The organism is Ottowia thiooxydans DSM 14619 (assembly GCF_000422885.1).
GTDB lineage: Bacteria > Pseudomonadota > Gammaproteobacteria > Burkholderiales > Burkholderiaceae_C > Ottowia > Ottowia thiooxydans.
The window spans coordinates 1-17,328 of record NZ_AUGX01000034.1; the positions used below are offsets into that span (position 1 = coordinate 1).

Sequence of the window (17,328 nt, forward strand, 5' to 3'; positions counted from 1 at the left end):
AGGGTGCCCGGAGCGCAGCGCAGGGACACGGACTTGGGGTCGCATTTCTTTGGTTCGTTGCTTTCGGCCGGCGCTCCGGGTGCGAGCAAAGAAAGGGACTGCGCCGCCGGGCGCAATCCCGGCCTCCGACCTAAAGAGAAGAGCAGAAGGCAACTAGCAATGGCAGCGCTTAATCAACCGCCGCTTGCCCCCATCCCCACCTTCCCCCAGTGGGGGAAGGAGTAAAACCAGCTCACGGCCTCGGGTTCTGGGGCTCTCGGGCTCGAGTCGCGAGGCGCGCCTGCATCAGTCTCTTCCGCATGCGGGGAAGGTGTAAAACCCTCAGCGGCTATTGATCATCGCCGGCGTCGAACGCACGAAATCACCCCAATCCTGCACACCTTCCGCAATCACCTGCCTGGCCTGGGCGGCATTGCGGAACACAGCGTGATTGCCGTTGGTGGAACTGAACTCACGCACCTTGGGATCCTGTGATGCCTTTTGAGCCGCAGCCTCAAGGCGGCTCACAATGGCCTGTGGGGTGTTGGCGGGCAGCAGCAACCCGCTCCATGCGGTGAAACTCGGCTTGGTAATGCCCAACTCGCGAGTGGTGGGTACATCCGGCAACTCAGGGAAGCGCTGAGCACCGCCTACCGCCAGCGGTACCAGCGCCCCAGCCTTGACATGCTGAGAAGAGTTGGGCAAATCAGCCGCACCCAGTTGAATGTGACCCGCGAGCAAATCAGTCATGAACTGGCCATTGCCTTTGTAGGGCACGTGCGTGGCTTTGATGCCCAGGGCGTCTGTAAGCTGCACCATCACCATATGCGCAATCGAGCCAGCCCCGGACGAGCCGTAGGTCAGTGGCGCGCTGGACTTCTGGGCCAGCGCCTTCAATTCCGCAGGCGTGCGTACGCCGAGGCGGGAAGGGGCAAAGACCACCACATCACCGTCTATCAGCGTACACACTGGAATCAACTGTTTGAGCGGGGCGAACTTAGGGGCATCACCGATGGCGTTGCTGACAACGGCGGTGATGTTGCCCAGAAGGACCGTATAGCCATCTGGCTCGGCGCGAATGACCGCCTCCACCCCGATGGCACCCGTAGCGCCCGCCTTGTTGTCAATCACTACCGGCTGCCCCAATTCGGCAGACAGGGCAGGGGCGAGCAAACGTGCATAGGCATCTACGTTCCCGCCCGCGGGAAAGGGCACCACAAGCTTGACTGGCCGCTCGGGCCAGGCCGCGTGAGCCGCGACGGCCCCCAAAGCTAAAGTCGCAGTGGCCAGCAGGCCACGCATGAGGTTGGGCAGTCGCATATGAGTTGTCTCCTTCTTATAAATCTATGGCTGGCGCGCTCGTGGCTGATTGACGGCTTGCTCGATGGCTTGCGCGATGTCTGCAGTCAAGTCGCCCACATCTTCCAGCCCCACGTGCAACCGCACCACGCCCGCAGAAGGCGCGAGGCCTGCTTGCTCTCGTTGTTTCTGGGCGCGCTGCCATCCCTGGTGCGAAGACAGCGCTTTGTCTGTCACTGGCAATGCCAGGCTCTCGTATCCACCCCACGAAGCGCCGATGGAGTGCAGTTGCAAAGCGTCCGAGAAGGCGTTGAGCTGCAAGCCGGAAAAATCCTTGAACTGCACTGACAGCAGGCCGTTGTGGCCACTGAAATCGCGCTTCCACAAAGCATGCCCTGGGTCGGAGGGCAGGCCGGGGCAATAGACGCGTTCCACCTGTGGATGCGCGAGCAGCCAGTTAGCCACTTCGATGACATTGCGGCCGTGTTGCGCCATGCGAACCGGCAAGGTGCGCATCCCTCTGAGGACCAAAGACGCATCGTCTGCCGATACGGCGTAACCCAGGGCCTCATAGGTGGAGAGCACGCGCCGCGCCAGGGCGTCATCGCGTGCGAGAAGTGCGCCTTGCATCAGATCGGAATGCCCGCCCTGGTATTTGGTGAGTGCGCAGGCCACCAGATCAGCGCCAAGATCCATAGGCGCTTGCAGGTAACCGGCGGCCCAGGTGTTGTCCACCATCAGCAGCGCGCCATGTGCGTGTGCCGCGCGGGCAAGAGCGGGGATATCCAACACCTCGAACAAGATGGAGCCTGGACTTTCAGCGTAGACCACGCGCGTGTTGGGTCGCAAGTGCTCTTCAATCGGCTGGGTCAGGGGATCGAAGTAACTTGCTTCAATCCCGAAGCGGGCAAAGAGGGTGCTCACAATACGGTGTGGCACTGGGTCGTACACGCTGTCGGTAATGAGCACGTGTTCGCCCGGAGCTACCAGCGACAACAGCCCCAAAGTGATGGCCGCGACTCCAGAAGGTGCCAGCCATGCGTGGTTGGCACCTTCCAGCGAGCACAAGGCTGCTTCAAGGGCACGGTGCGTATCTGTGCCGTGGCGGCCATAGAGCGACACCTGCTCACCCGCTTGCCGGCGTGTCTTGAGCGCGTCCATCTGCGCCACAGAGGAAAAGCGGACCGTGCTGGTGCGCACGATGGGCGCATTCACTGGAGCATTGCCTTCGTTATTGAAGCCAGGCTGGCCAGCATGCAACAGCCGGGTGTGAGGGTGCAGGGTGCGAGAGTCTGTCATGCAGTTTCTAGATTTAGTGATTGCGCCGGTTCCAGGCTATCTACGAAAGCCTGCAGGCGGCGTGCGCCTTCCATGCATTCTTCCAGAGCGGCCACCAGGGCAATTCGAACGCGCTGACGTATGGGCTCCGGGCCAAAGGCGGAGCTGAGATAGGAGCCAGGCATCACCAGCACCGATTGCTGTGCATACAGCTGCCGGGTGAACTCTTCATCGCTGAGGCCAGTGCGTGCAATATCAGCCCAGAGAAAAAAGCCTGCATCGGGCGTAGCGATGGTGAGCGCGCGCTGCATCAGCGGAATGACATGGCGGTACTTCTCGCGGTATTTTTCTCTGCTGTCTTGCACATGGGCTTCGTCGTTCCAGGCCGCCACGCTGGCTGCATCCACCACAGGGTTCATGCCGCCGCCGTTGTAGGAGCGAAGACGTGCGGCCTGCGTCAGAATGGCACGGTCGCCGGCCATGAATCCGGAACGCAAACCTGGCACATTGGAGCGCTTTGAGAGGCTGGAGAGAACGACCAGGCGTTCGAACGAGCGGCCCAGCAATGTAGCGGCTTGCAGCGCACCCAGGGGCGGTTCGTCTCCGGTGTAGATCTCGGAATAGCACTCATCCACGACCACGGTAAAGCCGTGCTGATCAGACAGTTCGAAGATGGTGCGCCAGGCATCCAGCTGTTGCACACCGCCCATGGGGTTGTCGGGTGAACAAACGAACAGCAATGCGGTGCGCGCCCACACATGTTCTGGCACCGATAAGAAAACTTCGCCATGTCGTGAGGCGGTGGTGGAATCGTAGACCCACGATCTCAATCCGTTCAGGACAGTAGCGCCTTCATAGACCGCGTAGCCCGGATTGGGGTAGACCACATAGGCATCGGGGGGTGATGAATCCAGCACCGTGCGCGTCAGTGAAAACAAGCCTTCGCGCGTGCCGTTAACGACCTGTACCTCGCATGCGGGGTCCACTACCGCCGGTGCAAAGCGGCGGCCCAGCCAGGCCGCTATGGCTTCTCGCAAGGCCGGTGAACCGACTACGCTCGGGTAGGCGCCTAGAGAGCCTGGAGGGCATCTCCCCATGATCTCCCCGACAGCTGCCGGTTGCGCATGGCGTGGCTCGCCTACTGAGAAGAGGATGGGTGTCAGCCCGTGAGCAGGAGGCACATCCGCCACCAAAGCGGTTAGCCGCTGAACTGGGTAGATCGGCAGTTTTTTAAGCGGGCCGGTCATGGGATCCTCGGGCGTTTTCATCGAGGCATGAGCCGGGGTTTGTCGAGAAAATTGCGGTTGAACTTGACCACCGCGCCCGTTTCCAGGTTGTAGCCCACCCGCTCGTCCAAGGTTTCCAGCGCGCGGCCATACAGATGGAAGTGGCGGGTTGGCTGATCGCCCTGGATGTGAATGCTGTGAATGTCGTCTGGCAGGAACTGAATGGATCGCCCCCGCTCCACCATGAATTCGCTGCGCTTGGCTAGCTCCGCCTGATCGGGCGAGCTCCCATCGTCAACCCGCTCATAGAGCCGGTTGAGCTCCTGCCCTTCCAGTGCAACGATCACCGCCCAGGTGGTGTGATCGTGTGGTGGCGAATTCATGCCGGGGTTGATGGAGTTCAGGTACAGAGCGAAGCTGTCGTCGGGTTGTGAGGCCAGCAGATAGCGCGCAATGCCCATGCCGCCAGGCTCGGCCACTGGAAAGTCTTCGGCCGTGAAATAGTCCTGCTGATCTGCCAAGGGTTGCAACAGGGCCGCGATCTCGGTCAGCAGTTCACGCGACAGTGGAGCGCTGGCGGCCAGCGATCGAATGCGGGCCATCGTGTCATCCACCAGCGCTACACGGGCTTCAATCAGCCTGCGGGAAGGATCAATGCTCATGAGCGAATCTCGGAAAAATAGTTGAACAGGCTTCAGGATTTAAGACAGGCTGGCGCGCACCCCGGCTCCTCGTGCCACGGTCTCCCAGGTCTTCAGTTCGGTGCGGATCTGTGCCGTCAGTTCCTGAGGCGTCCCGGTGCGCACGGTGACGCCTTGCGCGGCGTATTCCCGCTGCACCTCAGGTAAGGCCATCACAGCGCGAAACGCCGTGTTCAGCCGCGTCACGATCTCAGAGGGGGTTTTGGGTGGTGCCAGGATGAAGCTATTGGCCGCCGCATGGAACCCGGGCAATGTCTCGGCGATCGTCGGTATGTCTTTCGCGATTTCTGAGCGGGTGGTGGTGGTCACACCCAGTACACGCAGCTTCTGGGCCTTAGCCAGGGGGAGCACCGGTGGCATGCTGACGAAGCAGATGGGAATCTGGCCGGCGATCAGATCAGCCAGCGCGGGCGCTCCTCCTTTGTAGGGCACATGCAGCATATCTACATTCGCCGCACGCTTGAACATCTCCGCACTGAGGTGAGCAATATTGCCCACACCCGGTGAGGCGTATGCATACTTGCCTGGATTGGCTTTCAGCACGCTGATGAGCTCGGCCACGTTGCGCGCTGGGAAATCAGGATGCACCACTACCGTAAATGGGATTTGGGCGAGCGCACCGACCGCTGTCAAAGTCGTTGGGTCGTAGTTGATTTTGTCGTAGATCGCCGGAGCGGCCAAAACGGCGGACTCTGCCATGTACAACACGGAGCCATCGGCAGGCGCATTGACCAATGCGCTGGCTGCCAAGGTGCCGCCAGCGCCAGGACGGTTGTCCACCACGACCGGCTGATCAAGTGCCTGGGTCAGGTGCTGCGTCAGCAAGCGCGCCAGCACGTCAGCGCCGCCGCCTGCGGCGTAACCCACCATCAGCTTGATGGCGCCCGAGCGCTGTGCCGCGGGCTGGGCAATGGCCTGGCCGCTCATTAGTGCGCCTAAGGCTTGGATCGCGCGGCGGCGAGTGGGGCGAAATATGGAGTTTTTCATGCCTGTCTCGTGTGGCTTATGTAGGTGGTTCACCATGCTTTTTATGAGGGCGCTCTAAGAAATTAGGCAGGCTCAGAAGCGAAATACTGGAACAGAGCACCGTCTTCTCGCTCCATTTGTTCCACCAGACCGATTTCCCAGCTGAGGTAAGCATTCATGGCTTTGGTGCGGTCTACGTGGTCGTAGGGGCTGTACCAAACATCGTCTGTGGACGTGGTCATTTGCGTGAGGCCTGGCTCCAAAGTCAGCCCGGCGGCGGTCCATGCGGCATTGCCTCCCTGGAGCACCGCCACCGGAACGGGTGACACGGCCTGGGCATCGGTTGCAGCGATCTCCGCGAACTTCCCATCGAGCGAGGTCAATACCAGAAGCTTGTGCGCAGGCAATTGCGAGATGGCATTGGCTAGCCGCGACCGCACCGCAAACCATGCACCAGAAATATGGCCGTCGCGAAAGCGCAGGCTGCTAGACAGATCCACCACCACCGCTTCGCCTGATTTCAGTTTCTGCTGCACATCCAGCACACCCAATTTCCGAACGCTGGAACCCGCTTCAACGGGCAGATGCGTGGGCACTTCAGGCCCTTTTTCAAGCGCCTGTCCGCAGGCGCTGAGGCCACCTTGCAAGACGAAGACGTCAGTCCAGCCGAGCTGGATAAGCCAGGATGCGGTCATGCGCGCGCGCACACCGTTGTCATCGCACAGCACGATGCGTGCACTTCGCGTTCCAACGTAGTGATCGGTGGATTGCACCAACTGCCCACCGGGGGCCGTGCGCGCGCCGGGGATGTGGCCAGCTTCATATTCTTCAGGTGTGCGCACGTCAAACAAATACAGCGTGCGCTCGCCAGCCTGCGCCTGCAGCTCGCGCAGCCGGGCCGCGTCGATCTCGCGCACGCCGAAGCGCTTTGCCACGCGCTGCGAGGCCTCTATGGCCTGATTCAGACCTTCAAGGGTCGGTGGCGGCGCCACAGCCTTGCTCCCGCTGGCCATGGTCTCGCCGCTCAGGTGCCAGCCCTGTGTGCCGTTGCGGACACATACCACCGGATTGCGCAAACCGGCATTGATGAGCGATTGAGCGCCAATAATGCCCCGTGTGCGGCCGGCACAATTCACCACCACGGTGGTGCTCTCGCGCTCGACCAGATCAAACACGCGATGAACCAACTCGGCGCCCGGGCAATTGATGCCACCTGGCAGGCTGTAGTTGTGGAATTCGCTGTAGGGGCGGCTGTCCAGGATCACCATATCGCGCCCCTCACTGATCCAGGTTTTCAGTTCCTGAGCATCAATGGACGGTGTGCCATAACTATGTTCCACGAACTCGCCAAAGGCTTTGCTGGGCACGTAGATGCCGGAAAACACCTGCAGGCCAGCGTCGCGCCAGGCTTGCAGTCCGCCTTTCAAAACGGCGACATGGCTATAGCCCCACTCTGCCATGCGCTCGGCTGCCCGCTCTGAAAGTCCTTCTCCCTCGGCATCCATCAGCACCATGCGCGTGTCGCGGCGGGGCACGAGATCGGCAAGCCGCATCTCCAGATGGCTGAACGGAGCCGAAACCACGAACAGCGGATGCGCGGCATGAAAGACGCCTTCTTCGCGCACGTCAAGAAAGGCCAACTCTTGACCGTCAGAAAGCATGGCATGCACTTGGCGGGCATCGACGGTGGGCCAGGATGTGGGCTGGGATGCAGAGCGCGCCGAAGCGCTGGCAGAAGAAGCAGACATGGCAGACAACCGAAGTGAAGTGAGTTCGAGGCTGATTTTGGGGGTCTGCTTTAAATAAGTAAAATATAAAAATATTAATAATTAATTTATAAAAAGTATGAATGTGTCGTTGCGTCAGCTGCGTGCCTTTGTGCTTGGCATCGAGTGCACCTCGTTCTCGGCCGCCGCCGCGCGCATGGGAATGACTCAGCCCGGCTATTCCTTGCTGATCCGGCAGCTGGAAAGCGAGCTGGGATTACGGCTGTTTCAGCGCACCACCCGGCATGTGGAGCCCACTCAGGCAGGGCTCGATTTGCTGGCCTACGCGCGGCGCACCTTGCAGTCCATGGAGGAGACCTGCCGGGTTGCCGAAGATGCGCGTGAGCTGCGTATGGGCACCCTGCGCCTGGCAGTGGTGCCGTCGGTGGCGTGTGGGTTGCTGCCCGCCATCTTGTTGCGTTTTCATTCCATGCATGCGGGCATTCGGCTGGAGTTGCGTGAAGAGCAGGCCACTAATTTTGCGGAAATGGTGCGTGCTGGCCGCTCTGAAATTGGCTTGGGCTTATTGCTTCAGCCAGACGAAGCCTTGCAGTTCGAGCCCCTGCTGCGTGACCACCTGGTTGCTCTGCTGCCGCCCGGCCACCCCTTGGTCAGTCGAACCAACATTACCTGGCGGTCACTGGTGGGGCACGACTACATTTCCGTCACCACGCAGTCCAGCGTGCGCGTGCGTGCTGACCAAGCGGCCGTAGAAGCGGGCCAGGCCATGAAGCCGTCTTATGAAGTCGACTCGCTCACCACGGCAGTGGCTTTGGTACGTGCGGGATTGGGTTACGCCATTGTGCCCAGCTTGGCTCTGGAAAGCCTGAACTTTGGCCCGGTGGTGGTTCGGCCGGTTGAAAAGCCCCGTGCATGGCGCAGCATAGGTTTGCTATCACGCCCCTCCTTCGTGTTGTCGCCCGTGGCGGAGGCGTTCGCCGCCTTGGCGCGGGAGATCACTACCGACTGGCATGGCACCAACGCGGCTACTGTGAGCGAGCCGTGAAACTTCCTTTCGCGCAGGGAATTTTCGCTAGCTCATGAACACGTTCTTTGAACAGGCTCTTAGCGCAAAGAGCTGTCGGCGCCTGGCTTGGCGCTTCGCTTTAGCAGCACCGCACTAATCGCCACCAACACGCACACAACAGCCGCCAGATCCTGCCAGCGTGGCCATTCGCCCAAAATCAAAGGGGCGCTCAGAATGCCGATCAGGGGAGTTGCCATCAAGCTCATGGCACTGGTGGATGGAGGCAATGAACGCGCCAGGCGGAACCAGACCACTTGTGATGCGCCATAGTTGATCGCCACAGCCCACACCAAGCTGATCCACATGGGAGCGCTGAAGTGCCACTGCTGAGCAGGTTCCAGCGCCCAAGCCATGGCGGCCAGTACGGCCGATGAGAGCACCATCATCCACACCACCAGCGCCTCGGCGGGCAGCGTCAGTTTGGCGCGCTGCATCCAGATGGTTCCAAGCGCCCAGCAGAACGCCGCACCCTGCATCCACAAAATTCCGGTGGGGCTGCCGCCCAGCTGAACAAGTTCATCTCCCAGCAGCAGGGCGATGCCGGTGAGAACGGCGGCGACTGCAATTATCAGCCGACGCGTAAGTGGTTCGCGGTAGAAAAGAACGGCAATCAACACGGTCCAAACCGGCATGGTGAAGCCCAGAATCGCCGCGCGCCCTGCTGGCAACTGTGTGAGCGCAACTATGGAAAGCCCATGCCAGCCCAGCACGTTGGGCAAGCCCAGTACGACGACGTCTCGCCACTCACGTCGCCCTTTCGGGACCATGCGCAACCCTTGCGCCCGAAAGACCAGCCACAACCCCAACGCCCCCAAGGCCATGGTGAGGGAGCGAAAGTGCAGCGGCGACATCTCGCGCAGCGACAGTTTCATCATGGGCCAGTTCAGGCCCCACATGAGCGTAAGCACGACCAACCCGAATAGTTGGCGGCGAGAGAGAGCAGTCATGCGGGGATTGTGCTTGAGCTGCTGGATATGGAGGCTGTCTTGATTTGGACGGCCCATCTAGAACGTTGTTTCAACAGCGAGGGCTGACCTTCCCGACCCGATCAGGCGTTGAAATAAGCCCGGTACCACTCCACGAACCGGTCTATGCCGTCTTCCACGCGGGTATTCGGTCGGTACTGGAAATTGGCTTCCAGATCACTCACGTCCGCCTTGGACTCCGGAATATCTCCGGGCTGCAAGGGAAGAAACTCGATAACCGCTTTTTTGTCGAGGCGCTTTTCCAGGATGGAAATGAAATCCATCAGCTCGACTGGGTTGTTGTTGCCAATGTTATAGATCCGCCACGGCGCGTGGCTGGTTCCGGGATCGGGTTGATCGCTGCGCCATTCGGGATCGGGCTCTGGAGCGCGGGCCAGGACCTTGATTACGCCGTCAACAATATCGTCGATGTAGGTGAAATCGCGGCGATGCTTGCCATGGTTGAACACTTGAATGGGCTCACCTGCCAAAATGGCTTTGGTGAACTTGAACAAGGACATGTCTGGCCGGCCCCAGGGGCCATACACCGTAAAAAAGCGCAGGCCGGTGGTGGGCAACTGATAGAGATGGCTATAGGAATGCGCCATCAGCTCGTTGGATTTTTTGCTGGCCGCGTAAAGGCTGAGCGGATGGTCCACGTTGTGGTGCACAGAAAATGGCATCGCGGTGTTGCCGCCATACACGCTTGAGCTGCTGGCGTAGACCAGATGCTCTACCCCGTTGTGCCGGCATTCCTCCAGGATATGCGCGAAGCCGACGATATTGCTTTCTATATAAGCAAGTGGATTTTCAATGGAGTAACGCACGCCCGCTTGTGCAGCGAGGTTGATCACGCGGTTGGGCTTGTGCGCGACGAAGCAATCATGGAGGGCCTTCCGATCAGCCAGATCAATTCGGCAGTGCGTGTAATTGGGATGGCTCGCCAAGCGATCTACCCGCGCTTGCTTGATGGAAGGGTCGTAGTAATCGTTGTGATTGTCTACACCTACCACCGTCACACCGTTCTCCAGCAGCTTATAGGCCACCGAAGATCCAATAAAGCCCGCAGCGCCTGTAATCAATACTTTCATGTTGCTTTTCCGTGGGGCCACACTGTAGGGCCGAAAAATCTATCTGTGATGTCTAAGAACACGTTCCAATGCGCGGCTTCGTGTTTCAGAAAAATTGGGTGTCGTCGAGGCAGGCCATGAGGTTGCGGCCTTCAATGGTGATCTCGTCGAAATGGTTGAACAGTGCGAGCTGAGACAGGGTCATCCAGCAATAGTGGGCGGGCAGGTCCCGGATGGTGTTCTCAGGAAGTTCGACGATCATGTAGCGGCTTTGATGGTGCAAGAACCGCCCGCCTTCCTCGGAGTGCAGTGCGTTGAAGCGGATGGATTCCGCAGGTGGATCGCGAAAGTATTCGAGGAACGGCGGGGCCTGGGGGGTATTGAACAGCGGCTCGGGGTTGGAGCGCGCGATCGTGGAGCCCAGCTTGAAGACGTCTCTATGCCCGGGAAACATGCAGGCCTGAACCAGGAAATGCAGCACGCCGTCCATGCGTTGCACGAGAAAGCCATTCAATCCATGGCCTGAGTGTCGCAGTATGGGTTGCGTCCAGTGCGCTGTTTCGCGGGCGGTGGCGGTGACTTCAATCGCGGCCACTGAAAAATGGCGACCGCTTTCATGCCGGATGACATCTTCTTCCATCACCCATCCAGCCAACTGGTCGAGGGGCCGACGCTCCAATTTGAGCTGATAGCGCGCCCGTAACTGCGATAGCCAGTTGAGTGCGTGGTTATTGGAGTGGAATGAGCGGTGCGAGCGCGAGCGCGAGGGCGACTGCGTGGCCACACCAAGTTCAGATGAATCCAGGCACGCGGAGCGGGCCATGGCCAAGCTGCTCAGTACCGAGCGCATGCTCATATTGACCAGGTTGTCCTGCTTCAACAGTTGTTTGATCTGACCCAGCGTCAGCCAGCAAAAATTCTCGTGGCAGGAGATTTCATGTTCTGCCAGGACGATCATGTTGCGGTTTCGCTTGCGAAGGAAGCGAGAGCCTTGCTCGGTCATGAGCCGGTCCACCAGGATTTGCGTGCGACCGGGCACCAAAAATTCAGCGCTGTAAGGCGGCTCGTTGCCGCCGTGAACCAGGGTGTAGTTGCTCCGCGTGGCTTGTAGCGTGGGCGTGAGTTGCACGCCGTTGATGTTGCCGGGCTCGACTTTTCCCTGAACCAGAAAATGCAAAACACCACCGAACGAACGGGTGATGAAGCCGAGAATGCCCACCTCGGGTTGGTTGATGATGGGCTGTTCCCAGTGAGTTAATGGACCGAAGTCCGTTTCCACGCGCAAGCCTTCCACCGTAAAGAACTTGCCTGAGCGATGAGCCAGTGCGGTGTCGGGCTGGGTAAAGTGCCATTGCTCAAGTTCGCCAAAGGCAATGGGGCGAACGGTCAGGGGGTTCTGTTGCCGTTTGAGATCCAGCCACAGGTAAAAATCTTTGAGAGGCGTGACCGCACTGTCCTCCGCCTCCAGGGAGCGGAGGATGGTTTCGTGCGGCAGGCCGTCGAGGATCATCCTGGAAACGGCAGTTGAACACGCCCGAGCAGGCCGGCCTCAAGCGGGCTGGCAAGGCGAGAGGATGCGGCAGGCTGGCGCCTGCAAAGACGAACAACGCGGCTAGCCCGTTTGAGGTCGGCCTGATCGGGTGTGTAGCGCTCTCGCCTGACAAGTGAATGGGAGCTAAGCATGCAAAGCCTCAATTTATGCGGGTTTTGTAAAGCTATAAAGCGGTCAACTGCCGTTTCTAGGATGGATTTATTGCAGCCAGATACTCTTCCCAGGAGCGGATCGACTTGGTGCCGTCGTAGTGGGTACTGGCCAACACCAGAGCGCAGGTTCCGGGGGCAAAAGATTGCATGCTGATGAACAGCATGGGCGAAAGGAACAGGCCACGCGTTGGGCTATCCAGAAGAAAGGTCCGGCTTTCGCGCCCGTTCGAGAGGTTCATCTCGAAGCTGCCTGCGGCGGCAATGACGATTTGCTCAGTGGCGCGATGGGCGTGGCCTCCGCGGTCGGCCACGATGTGATGCACCAGGTAGGCGCGTTTGATGTCAAAAGGGAGATCTTTGCCGCCTTCTATGGCGGTCAGCACACCTCTGGGGTCGGCGTGGGAAGGCAAATCAATCCATCGAACCAGATCGAGATTGCCTGCGGCGACTTTTTCCATTTCTGAAATCCTTGTTCTTTAATCTGTGATTGAGGCCGGCGCTGGCACGGGTGCCTGCACGCGGGCGTGAAAGTAGTCTGACACCTGTTGGTGGAGCTGGGGTTTGTCTGTGCTCCACGCTAGGCAACCTTGCTCGTCTACGGTCACATCCACGCTGGGATCGAACTGGTTTTCCGCCAGCATCTTCCACCGGCCTCGGTAGTTGCGGTTGGATGTTGCGCCGTGCCACAGGTGCAAGACACGCCCCGGCGTGAATCCCAGGTTTCCCATGACCTCGGCATGAAGTCCCCGGCTCCATTGGGCGATGGCGTTCAGCTCAGAGGCGCCCATGCCACGGGCGCCAGGATTGCGGCCCCGCAAATAGTCTTCATCTCCATAGAGGGCATGGGCAATGGTGACATCGCCACCGCCTAGTACATGGCGGTCGTAGAGTCCGTGCCGCGCCAAAATGTGGCGCCGGGCGGCCCACGCAAAGCCGCAGTGGCCATGGAGGAAATAATCGAGGAGTGCTCGCCGCGGATTGGTGCACGACTGCATGGTGGCTGCCATGCCAGGCATGAAATGCGATTCCGCCAGCCCGAAGGGCAGATCAGTGGGCAACTCCCGTGCTCCCTCAGGTAGCCATGCGGCCTGCGCAAAGGGTTGAACCACGGGGTGAAGCTCCAGCTCGGCAGCGGTTTCAGCTACCCAGTGAGGGTTCTCAAAAAGAATGTCGCTATCCAGCCAGACAAGCTTGTCGCATGTGGGGGGAAGGTGATCAATTCCGAGATTGAGCAGGCGCTCTTTGTGCCAAAGCAGCGTGCTGGTTCGGCGCTGAATCAGGCCATCGCATTGGGTGCGGGCAATCTGAAACTGGGCGTCACCTAAGGCCAGTTCCACCACCAGGAGCTTGAGGCCCTGGGAGCGCACTCCATCACTGAATTCTGAGAAGTTCTTCTGCAGGACATCTTGATTCAGAGGGTTGTAGTACGCCACGACCCCCCAAAACTCACCCCGGAGAGCGGCGCGTGATGCGCTCTCCTCGCCGGAGAATTCTTGCTGCATGTCTATGTCTGGCTAGCCAACAACCAGCGTTCAGCTGAATTTATTTTTTGACGGCGCCAGTTTCTTTGTGCTCGATGTACGCGTCGACCACGTCCATGAAGTCCACCAGAGGCACGACTTCAGCGTCGGTGATGTGGTGCTCGCGCAGATTGATGGTCAAGCTGGCATTGCTTGGGGAATCAATGATCAGGATCAAGCCGCCGCCGACCTTGCTGTAGGCCGCTTTGATGATGCCTTTATCTTTGCCGGCTTGAAAGCCGGCTTTGAACTTGCGAACCGCTTCGGCTGAAGCTTGAGCCAGAAGGTTCTTGGGCTCTAGTGAAACCATGTACAGCATGTCTACTCCGTGATGTAAAAAAAGCTAAGGGGATGAATTGACAGCGGTGAACGGTTACTAAAAAAACAAAACCCTACACCTTCTGGCATTCTTGCATACGGATTTGAAAATCGTCTACTTTTTCTATAAAAATGATGATTTATTCTTACTTTCTGAATCCATGTAATCAAGGCCTGTTATCGTCATCAGGCCCGAGTACGACCGTGTTATATTGCGCGCCAAAGCGCCTTGTGGGTCACAAAATGTTGCATACTGGCATCTAACAGGGCGTGATGTGGGGTACCTGGCCCGGCAAGCCGGGCCCTGAAATCGCACTTCAAAACAATACAATAGTTCGCTTTTTTATCATTTGAAGACAATGACCTAGGGCGGTGACGAGAGGCTTTTTTCAGGCAACCAGCATGGCGACACCTCAAGCATCCTCGGAGTTGGACAGGCCAAGCCGGCCTCAGTGGCGCTATCAATGGGCCATTGCTTTTTATTCAGGTTTGTCGCCTTTGGCGTTGCAGCCCATGCAGGCGCAGGGCAAACGCCCAGGCCTGACCTGCCGGCATGTCACCGATGTGGTCGCCAACGCCGTTGCAGACCCTTTCCTGCTTCGGCGGGGCGACACGATCTACCTGTTTTTTGAAGTCATGAACGCGGCCACTGAGCGCGGGGAGATTGCGTACGCTTGCAGCCAGGATGATGGCGTGACCTGGGTGTATGGCCAGGTGGTCATGCGCGAAGCCTTCCACCTTTCCTATCCACAGGTATTTGAGTGGCATGGTGGGATCTACATGATCCCCGAGACACGCCAGGCTGATGGCGTTTTTCTTTATCGGGCAGAAAGCTTTCCCGGGCAATGGCGTGTGGTGGGGCAGTTGCTGAAGGGCCCCTACGCCGACAGCACTTTGCACTTCGACGGCGATACGTGGTGGCTCTTCGCGCAGCGCGGCCTGGACGAGTTGTGCCTGTTTCAGGCCAAATCGCCCGCCGGGCCTTGGAGAGCGCATCCAGCCAGTCCTTTATGGCCGGGCAATCGGCGCCGAACCCGCCCGGGAGGGCGGGTGCTGAGCTTCGATGGCAGGGTAGTGCGCTTTGCGCAGGATGGCTGGCCCTCGTATGGCACGCATCTGCGCGCATTTGAGATTGACCAACTCGACGAGACCAGTTTTCTCGAGCACGAGTTGCCCGAAAGCCCAATTTTCAGCGCCTCGCGTTCCGGATGGAACGCGCTCGCCATGCACCACATCGACGCGCTTGCGCTGCCTGACGGGCGGTGGCTAGCCGCAGTGGATGGCGCCACATTGGCTCATTCCTGATGACGCAGCGCATTTGTCTTTCCAGCCAGATCTATCCGCCCGAGCTAGGGGGGGTGGGCGTTGCGGCGCATCGGCTGGCTTGCACGCTCCTGGCTGCAGGGTATGAGGTTCATGTGGTGTCCGCTCATGCGATGACGAGCCGGACGGAGGTCACCGTCGAGCACACGCTGCATGACGGCATTCATGTTCACCGCGTCTGCCATGGTGGCAATTGGCGCGATGCCGCCCATGTGCTGGGGGATCTGGTGTTCAATCTGGATGAACAGTACGACTTCGATCTATTCCACGGGTTTTTTCTGACGGCCGTCTACCCCTGTATTCGTGCCGTGCGGCAGAGCGGGCGCCGCAGGCCGGTGGTGGCCAGCATTCGGGGTAATGATGCGCTGACTTTGATCAACCACCCCCTGACGCGCGCGCCCATTGTCTCGAGTCTGAAAAATGCGAGCTGGATTACTTCAGTCAACGCAGCCTACCTCGATCTTGTCTCGATCGATGTCGATGTTCAGGGGCGAAGCTCCGTCATTCGCAACAGCGTCAAGCCGATGCCGCAGAACGCCGAACTTTGGCGACTGGGCGATCACAACCGCCATGTGGTGGGAACGGTGGGCGAGCTTCGCAAAGTAAAAGACATTCCTTTGCTGGTGCGGGCATACGCGGCACTCCCATTGCGGTACAGGCGCCAGCTGTGCCTTGCGGGGTACTTTCAGGATCAGGAGGAAGAGCGCTGGACGAACGCACTGATCAGTGAATTCGCCATAGAACCTGAAGTTAATCTGACAGGCCCGTTTCCTCATTCCGAAGTTTTCGACCGGCTGAGAGGCATGCACGTGTACGTACAGCCATCGGCGTACGAAGGCTTGCCCAATGCCTTGCTTGAAGCGGCCAGTCTCGGTATTCCGCTGGTGGCCACCGAAGTGGGCGGCATGAAAGAGATTTTGCGCGACGGTGAAAACGCCTTGGTGGTCCCTCATGGTGAACCTGCCGCGATGACAGCGGCGATAGAGCGCATTCTTCAGGACGATGTATTGGCGATGCGCCTATCAGCAGGAGCCTTGCAACTGGCGCGAGAGTTGAGCCCTGAGAACGAGAACGCAGGGTGGCTCGGCTTGTATAGAAATCTGCTTTCCAGCCCGGAGTTCGCTTCGTCGGCAGAGTCTGATGAGGTTGCCACATGAATCCTGCTTATCTAGCCTGTGGAGGGTGGATTGCCAGCGCAGTGGGGGCCGCCACCCAGCTTGGGGTGCCAGATCTGCTCAGCGAACGGCCAAGAACGGCAGCCGAGTTGGCGCAGGCCACGGAATGCCGGCCTGAAATGATTGAAAAACTCATGGGGCTGCTTTGCGAGGTTGGATTGTTTGAGCTGCAGCCTGAGGGCCAGTACGTCAATACGGCGGACGGCAGTCTCCTCACTCGAGCTCACCCGCATTCGCTCCGCCATTTTTCCTTGCTGGCCAGCGGTGTGTATCAGCGCGGATTCATGGAAGTTCTTCACACCTTGAAAACAGGTCAGCCTGGGTTGGAGAAGCATTTCGGCTTCAGCTTGATGCATCTGATGGAGCAGCAGCGCGAAGAGGGGGAAATCTACGATCTGGCCATGGCTGAGTTGACACGGCCCGTGGGGGCGGCCTTGGCGGCCGAATTGACGGGGATGGCCGAAGGCCTGATCATCGATATTGGAGGTGGCCGGGGAATGCTGCTGCGAGCCTTGCTCGCGGCGCTGCCTGCCGATATCCGGGGCCTCTGCTTTGACCGGTCCGATGTCTGTGCCAGAGCAAGGGTTGCGTTGGCAGCCGAACAACCGGGCCTGGTGGGGCGGCTTGATTTTGAGGCCGGTGATTTTTTCGCCTCCGTGCCTAAAGGCGGCGATCTGTATTTGCTTAAAAATGTCTTGCACAACTGGAATGACGCGAATTGCCATCAATTGCTGACCGTGTTGCGCGGTGCGATGAAGTCGTCTGCCCGCTTATGGGTGGTGGAACCTCCCCTGGACGGTGGAATGCCGGGCATGTACAAGGCGCTGGACAATCTCATGCAGTCGGTGGTTAGCGAGGCAGGAAGTACCGGGCGTACGCAGGCCGGGTTGTGCGCGCTGGTAGAAGGGGCGGGCTGGGCCGTCACCAGTGTGGGCGCTTTGACCAGCGGACAAACTTTGTTCCAGTTCAAGGCGCAGCCTTGATCACATCAACACCCTAACAAGATCGATA

General features: G+C 59.3%; 16 protein-coding genes. 4 read left to right on the forward strand and 12 right to left on the reverse strand.

From position 1 onward, the window contains the following. Window positions 1–321: 321 nt before the first annotated feature. The 6 genes from G518_RS36160 to G518_RS0120945 form a co-directional block, all read right to left on the reverse strand. Window positions 322–1,299 (reverse strand): tripartite tricarboxylate transporter substrate binding protein, encoded by a 978-nt coding sequence (locus G518_RS36160; protein ID WP_051237164.1) that lies wholly within the window; start codon window positions 1,297–1,299, stop codon window positions 322–324. Between the two features lie 24 nt (window positions 1,300–1,323). Beyond that, window positions 1,324–2,577, reverse strand: coding sequence for a cystathionine beta-lyase (metC, locus tag G518_RS0120925; RefSeq protein WP_028604210.1), 1,254 nt, complete (start codon window positions 2,575–2,577; stop codon window positions 1,324–1,326). Further along, a complete protein-coding gene (locus G518_RS36165; protein ID WP_245598063.1) occupies window positions 2,574–3,824 on the reverse strand; it encodes an aminotransferase class I/II-fold pyridoxal phosphate-dependent enzyme in 1,251 nt (416 codons plus the stop codon). The genes metC and G518_RS36165 overlap by 4 nt, the downstream gene beginning before the upstream one ends. After that, window positions 3,821–4,444: a cysteine dioxygenase family protein gene (locus G518_RS0120935; RefSeq protein ID WP_051237168.1), complete on the reverse strand. Its 624-nt coding sequence runs from the start codon at window positions 4,442–4,444 to the stop codon at window positions 3,821–3,823. Before G518_RS0120935 ends, G518_RS36165 begins: the two co-directional genes overlap by 4 nt. A gap of 39 nt (window positions 4,445–4,483) precedes the next feature. After that, the gene (locus tag G518_RS0120940; protein ID WP_036595506.1) at window positions 4,484–5,470 is read right to left on the reverse strand and encodes a Bug family tripartite tricarboxylate transporter substrate binding protein; all 987 of its coding nucleotides are present in this window, start codon (window positions 5,468–5,470) and stop codon (window positions 4,484–4,486) included. A gap of 62 nt (window positions 5,471–5,532) precedes the next feature. Continuing rightward, on the reverse strand, window positions 5,533–7,197 hold the full coding sequence (locus G518_RS0120945; RefSeq protein WP_051237170.1) for a rhodanese-like domain-containing protein: 1,665 nt from the start codon (window positions 7,195–7,197) through the stop codon (window positions 5,533–5,535). A gap of 97 nt (window positions 7,198–7,294) precedes the next feature. Between G518_RS0120945 and G518_RS36170 the strand changes: the two genes are divergently transcribed. Beyond that, window positions 7,295–8,221, forward strand: a complete 927-nt coding sequence (locus G518_RS36170) for a LysR family transcriptional regulator (RefSeq protein WP_051237172.1) — start codon at window positions 7,295–7,297, stop codon at window positions 8,219–8,221. Window positions 8,222–8,280: 59 nt separating this feature from the next. On the opposite strand, the gene G518_RS0120955 is transcribed toward G518_RS36170, so the two are convergent. From G518_RS0120955 to G518_RS0120985, 6 genes are all read right to left on the reverse strand, one after another. Continuing rightward, on the reverse strand, window positions 8,281–9,189 hold the full coding sequence (locus G518_RS0120955) for a DMT family transporter (protein ID WP_028604214.1): 909 nt from the start codon (window positions 9,187–9,189) through the stop codon (window positions 8,281–8,283). A 101-nt stretch (window positions 9,190–9,290) separates the two neighbouring features. Further along, complete coding sequence (locus tag G518_RS0120960) at window positions 9,291–10,298, reverse strand: NAD-dependent epimerase (protein WP_028604215.1); 1,008 nt, start codon at window positions 10,296–10,298, stop codon at window positions 9,291–9,293. 85 nt (window positions 10,299–10,383) lie between these two features. Further along, on the reverse strand, window positions 10,384–11,787 hold the full coding sequence (locus tag G518_RS0120965; RefSeq protein ID WP_036595508.1) for an NDP-hexose 2,3-dehydratase family protein: 1,404 nt from the start codon (window positions 11,785–11,787) through the stop codon (window positions 10,384–10,386). 229 nt (window positions 11,788–12,016) lie between these two features. Continuing rightward, window positions 12,017–12,439, reverse strand: coding sequence for a sugar 3,4-ketoisomerase (locus G518_RS0120975; RefSeq protein WP_036595511.1), 423 nt, complete (start codon window positions 12,437–12,439; stop codon window positions 12,017–12,019). An 18-nt stretch (window positions 12,440–12,457) separates the two neighbouring features. After that, on the reverse strand, window positions 12,458–13,483 hold the full coding sequence (locus G518_RS0120980) for a hypothetical protein (RefSeq protein WP_028604218.1): 1,026 nt from the start codon (window positions 13,481–13,483) through the stop codon (window positions 12,458–12,460). Between the two features lie 40 nt (window positions 13,484–13,523). Beyond that, entirely contained in the window at window positions 13,524–13,820 is a 297-nt protein-coding gene (locus G518_RS0120985; RefSeq protein WP_028604219.1) for a hypothetical protein, read from the reverse strand. A gap of 401 nt (window positions 13,821–14,221) precedes the next feature. On the opposite strand from G518_RS0120985, the gene G518_RS0120990 reads away from it, so the two are divergent. From G518_RS0120990 to G518_RS0121000, 3 genes are read left to right on the forward strand one after another with little or no spacing between them, the layout of a single operon-like run. Then, on the forward strand, window positions 14,222–15,124 hold the full coding sequence (locus G518_RS0120990) for a glucosamine inositolphosphorylceramide transferase family protein (RefSeq protein ID WP_051237174.1): 903 nt from the start codon (window positions 14,222–14,224) through the stop codon (window positions 15,122–15,124). Then, window positions 15,124–16,299 (forward strand): glycosyltransferase family 4 protein, encoded by a 1,176-nt coding sequence (locus G518_RS0120995; RefSeq protein ID WP_028604221.1) that lies wholly within the window; start codon window positions 15,124–15,126, stop codon window positions 16,297–16,299. Before G518_RS0120990 ends, G518_RS0120995 begins: the two co-directional genes overlap by 1 nt. After that, entirely contained in the window at window positions 16,296–17,300 is a 1,005-nt protein-coding gene (locus G518_RS0121000) for a methyltransferase (RefSeq protein ID WP_028604222.1), read from the forward strand. The genes G518_RS0120995 and G518_RS0121000 overlap by 4 nt, the downstream gene beginning before the upstream one ends. Window positions 17,301–17,328: the final 28 nt, after the last annotated feature.